This is a genomic window from Syntrophotalea sp. (genome assembly GCF_050253115.1).
GTDB classification, from domain to species: Bacteria; Desulfobacterota; Desulfuromonadia; order Desulfuromonadales; family Syntrophotaleaceae; genus Syntrophotalea; species Syntrophotalea acetylenica.
In genome coordinates this window covers 1-4,747 of the sequence record NZ_JBFWJQ010000153.1, presented here as the reverse complement: position 1 = coordinate 4,747, position 4,747 = coordinate 1, and the positions used below count along the sequence as shown (strand labels likewise).

Genomic DNA, 4,747 nt, shown 5'->3' with positions numbered 1-4,747 from the left:
TTGAGTCGGATAAGATATATTATGTAAACCAATAAATATAGTTTTTATTTCTTATTGCGGTATTAACCGAGACTGGCCAGTTCAAGACGCTCCCCCCACCGATCTTTCAGAGCCTGGCGCAATTCGTGGTATCGATCAGCAGTCAGGAATGCCGGGTCTTCAGCGATCCGGAAGGCTTCTTGACGTGCCTGGTCCAGAGTGCGTCCGTCACGGAACAGATTGGCTACACGAAAATCCGGGATGCCGGACTGCCGGGTTCCGAGAAACTCTCCCGGACCCCTGATTTCCAGGTCCGCTTCCGCGATTTTAAACCCGTCATTGGTGGCAGCCATGACCTCCAGACGTTTCAGCCCGTCTTCGCTGCATAATCCGGATTTGACCAGCAGGCATTGGCTTTGATGAGCACCGCGCCCAACGCGGCCTCGCAGTTGGTGCAGCTGCGCCAGGCCGAACCGCTCGGCATGTTCAATCATCATGACTGTGGCGTTGGGCACATCGATTCCGACTTCGATGACAGTGGTCGAAACAAGGATGTTTATGGCTCCGGACTTGAAATCCCGCATGATTTGTTCTTTGGCATCGGGACGCATTTTGCCGTGCAATACCCCGATCCGCTGTTCGGGAAAAATATTTTTCTGAAGGAAAGCAGCGCCTTCTGTTGCCGCCAGCAGATCGCTCTTTTCGGTTTCTTCAACCAGCGGGTAAACAATGTACGCCTGTCGGCCTTCGGCCAGCTCGTGGCGGATGGTTTCATAGGCCTTAATGCGTCTTGCTTCCGGAATGATCCTGGTGATCACCGGTTTCCGGCCAGGAGGCAAAGCATCGATGACGGACAGGGAAAGATCGCCGTATACGGTAAGGGCGAGAGTGCGGGGAATCGGCGTGGCCGTCATGATCAGCAGGTCCGGATGGTTGCCCTTTTTCCTCAAGGCGGCGCGTTGCAAAACTCCGAAGCGATGCTGCTCGTCAATAATGCCGAGGCCGAGTTCAGCGAATCGGACATCTTCCTGCAAAACGGCATGTGTTCCCACAACCATCTGCGCAGCGCCATCAGCCAGATCCTGCAGGATCTGGCGGCGCAGCGAGGCCGTTGTGGATCCAGAAAGAAACCGCACAGTCAGCCCCAGAGATTCCATCCATGCGTGGAACTGTAAAAAGTGCTGCTCGGCAAGGATTTCGGTCGGAGCCACAACCGCTACCTGGGTTTGATTTTCGATGGCAACCAGCGCCGCCATGAGCGCAACAATGGTTTTTCCACTACCGACATCGCCTTGCAGAAGCCGGTTCATGGGATGGGGCGCCATCATGTCGCCCTTGATTTCCCGCAGAACCTTGCGCTGTGCCTCGGTAAGACGAAACGGCAGCATGGTTGCCAGGGGCTTGGTATAGACATGCTCGACTTTAAAGGCACGCCCCTGCTCCAGGATCACACCCCGGTGTTTCAGCGCCATGCCAAGTTCCAGATAAAACAACTCATCGAATACCAGCGTGCGTCTGGCGACACTGCAGCCTTCATCCAGTTCCTTCAGAGAGGAATCTGGGCCGGGGAAATGAACTTCCCGCAGTGCTTCGTCCAGAGGCATGAGCTGCTGTCTTCGCTGAATTTCAACAGGCAGAGGAGATACAGCCAGGTGGGCATAGTGATCGACAACCTGCTTCCAGATCTTGCGTGCGGATTTCTGTGTGAGCCCTTCGGTAAGAGGATAGACAGGCAGGATGCGGCCAAAATTCAGAGGATCGGCATGGATAAGGGCGTTGGGATCCTGACCCGCGGCTAGGAATTCGACGTCAGCATGGTGCATCTCGCGAATGTTTCCGAACTGCTTGACTTCACCGTAAACTACACATCGCCGGCCGACAGGATATTGTTTTTCGATCCAGGTTTTGCGGTAATGGAACCATTTAAGGTTCAGAGAGCCGCTTCCATCTCCGACAACAACTTCGAAAAGCTTCCGTCTTGACCGGGAGGTTGTCTTTTCGGTACTGGCCAGAACTTCACCGAAGATGGTTGCCCGCGTGTCGGGCATGAGATCTGCGATACGGGTAAACTGACGGCGGTCTTCGTAGCGAAACGGCAGGGTGTACAGGGCTTGTTCTACGGTACGGATTCCAAGCCGGGCCAGCTTCTCCGCAATCCGAGGGCCAACCCCCCGGATGCTATCCAGGGGGGTTGCCAGATATCTGTGACTTTGATCGTAGGTGGGCTTCAGGGACATGCCCCCTGCCCTCCTTGTCAGTTTTTGATAACAGCGTTGAGATCCTTGAGCAGTGCTTCCACGTCAACACCGTGAGCCGTGGCGCCTTGCTCCAAGGTTTCATAACGGGCGGCGGCACAGCCGAGACACCCCATTTTGTACTTCATGAAAACCTGAATCACCGGCTGACCGTAAGCAAGTATTTCGCTGAATTTCATGTCTTTGGTAATTTTATCGCTCATGACTGTTCCTTTGCGGGAAATTGCCACCATGCGGCGGGATGATTTACATGTACTCGATGTTTACCACTTCGTAAATTTTCAGCCCGGATGGGACCTTGATGCGAACCTCGTCATCGAGACGGTGGCCGATCAGAGCCCTGCCAACCGGAGAAGTAACGGAAATTTTCCCCTGTTTGAGATCGGCTTCATCTTCACCTACTATGCGGTAGGTTACTTCACTTTCCGTGTCGACGTCAAACAGGGTGACATTTGCGCCGAAAACTATTTTATCCGTGACCACGGCGCCGGGCTTGATAACTTCGGCACGGGCTATTTTGTCATTGAGTTCCTTGATGCGGCCCTCGATGAAACCCTGACGATTTTTGGCGGCATCGTATTCAGCGTTTTCGGAAAGGTCGCCATGCCCGCGCGCTTCGGCGATATCCTGTACGACCCTGGGGCGCTCCACGCGGATCAAACGTTTCAATTCGTCTTGGAGATTGCGGTAACCTTCTTCGGTCATGGGGATGCTGTGGGACATGGTTCGATCTAACCCTTTTCTGTAAAAATCACCGGGCGGGTAAACCCGCCCGGTTGGTTAAGCTGAAATTTATTGATCCTGAAAAAATGGAAGGCCGCCATCAGGATGGCGGCTATTGCTTCGCATAATACTCCTGAAGAGGGACGACGTCAAGTTTTTCTCGCCCGAGAGCCAGAACCGCATCAACAGCGGCAATGATGCCTTCCATGGTTGTATAGTAAGCGATGCCGTTCATCAGGGTTGTGCGCCGGATGGAATACGAGTCGGACACCGATTGCGCACCGAACGTGGTATTGAAGACCATATCGATCTCCTTGCTCTTCAAAGCATCCACGCAGTGGGGACGACCCTCCTTGACTTTATTGACCGAAGTTACCGGCAGATTGTTGTCCCGGAGGAACAAGGCCGTTCCCCGCGTGGCAACGAGGGTAAAACCGCCGGCAACCAAACGTTGCGCGGGTTCGAGAAATGCCTTCTTGTCTTCGTCCTTGAGGCTGACGAAGACCGTTCCTTCGGCAGGCAGACGAACGCCGGCCGCCAACTGGGATTTGGCAAAGGCTTTGTAAAAATCGGTGTCGATTCCCATGACTTCCCCGGTGGATTTCATTTCCGGACCGAGGAGCGTATCGACTCCCGGGAATTTCACGAAAGGAAACACCGCTTCCTTGACGCAGATGTAAGGCGGAATGATTTCGCCGTGAATATCCAGATCTTCGAGGGTTTTGCCAGCCATGATGCGCGCTGCAAGTTTGGCCAGAGGCCGATTGGTGGCCTTGGAGACGAAAGGTACGGTGCGACTCGCCCGCGGATTGACTTCCAGCAGAAAAATGGTGTCGTCCTTGACGGCGTACTGGATATTCATCAGCCCTACGACACCGAGTTCCAGGGCCAGTTCCCGGGTCTGCCGGCGAATTTCTTCGACGATGGCAGGTTTGAGGGAATATGGGGGCAAGGCGCACGCGGAATCTCCGGAGTGGATGCCGGCTTCTTCGATATGTTGCATGATTCCGCCGATAATCACGTCGCGTCCATCGCACAAGGCATCGACATCGACCTCAATGGCATGCTCGAGAAACTTGTCGACCAGAATCGGGTGATCTGGCGAAGCCTGCACGGCGTTTTGCATGTAGCTGCGCAGGGCATCGACATGATAGACGATTTCCATGGCGCGCCCGCCCAGAACATAGGACGGCCGCACGACAACCGGATAACCGATGCGTCCCGCAACCTTTTCGGCCTCTTCAAAGGAACGCGCCAAACCGTTATCAGGTTGCAGCAGACCGAGTTTGAAGAGCAGAGTCTGGAAACGTTCACGATCCTCGGCCCGGTCGATGGCGTCCGGACTGGTGCCGATGATGGGAACACCGGCCTGCTCCAGCGCGACGGCCAGCTTCAGAGGGGTCTGTCCGCCGAACTGGACAATGACGCCTTCGGGTTTTTCGATATGCACGATTTCCAGAACGTCTTCAAAAGTCAGAGGTTCGAAATAAAGCCGGTCCGAGGTGTCGTAATCAGTGGAGACCGTCTCGGGATTGCAGTTGACCATGATGGTCTCATAGCCGTCCTCGGCCAGAGCCATCACCCCGTGGACGCAGCAATAGTCGAATTCGATCCCCTGCCCTATACGGTTGGGGCCGCCACCGAGAATGATGATTTTTCTGCGGTCGCTTGGCATGGCCTCGCACTCGGTCTCATAGGTCGAGTAGAGGTAAGGGGTATGGGCGATAAATTCCGCCCCGCAGGTGTCGACGCGTTTATACACCGGCCGGATGCCCAACCGCTGTCGCATC

At 54.8% G+C, this 4,747-nt stretch carries 4 protein-coding genes; all 4 read right to left on the bottom strand.

Annotated elements, in window-relative coordinates:
- Positions 1-62: 62 nt before the first annotated feature.
- Positions 63-2,216: an ATP-dependent DNA helicase RecG gene (gene recG / locus AB7E65_RS12035; RefSeq protein ID WP_428746025.1), complete on the bottom strand. Its 2,154-nt coding sequence runs from the start codon at positions 2,214-2,216 to the stop codon at positions 63-65.
- A 17-nt stretch (positions 2,217-2,233) separates the two neighbouring features.
- Positions 2,234-2,437, bottom strand: a complete 204-nt coding sequence (locus AB7E65_RS12030) for a DUF1858 domain-containing protein (RefSeq protein ID WP_072287701.1) — start codon at positions 2,435-2,437, stop codon at positions 2,234-2,236.
- A gap of 43 nt (positions 2,438-2,480) precedes the next feature.
- Positions 2,481-2,957: a transcription elongation factor GreA gene (gene greA, locus AB7E65_RS12025; RefSeq protein ID WP_072287700.1), complete on the bottom strand. Its 477-nt coding sequence runs from the start codon at positions 2,955-2,957 to the stop codon at positions 2,481-2,483.
- Between the two features lie 112 nt (positions 2,958-3,069).
- Positions 3,070-4,747 (bottom strand): carbamoyl-phosphate synthase large subunit (carB, locus tag AB7E65_RS12020; RefSeq protein WP_428746024.1); only part of this gene is annotated, 1,678 nt, incomplete at its 5' end.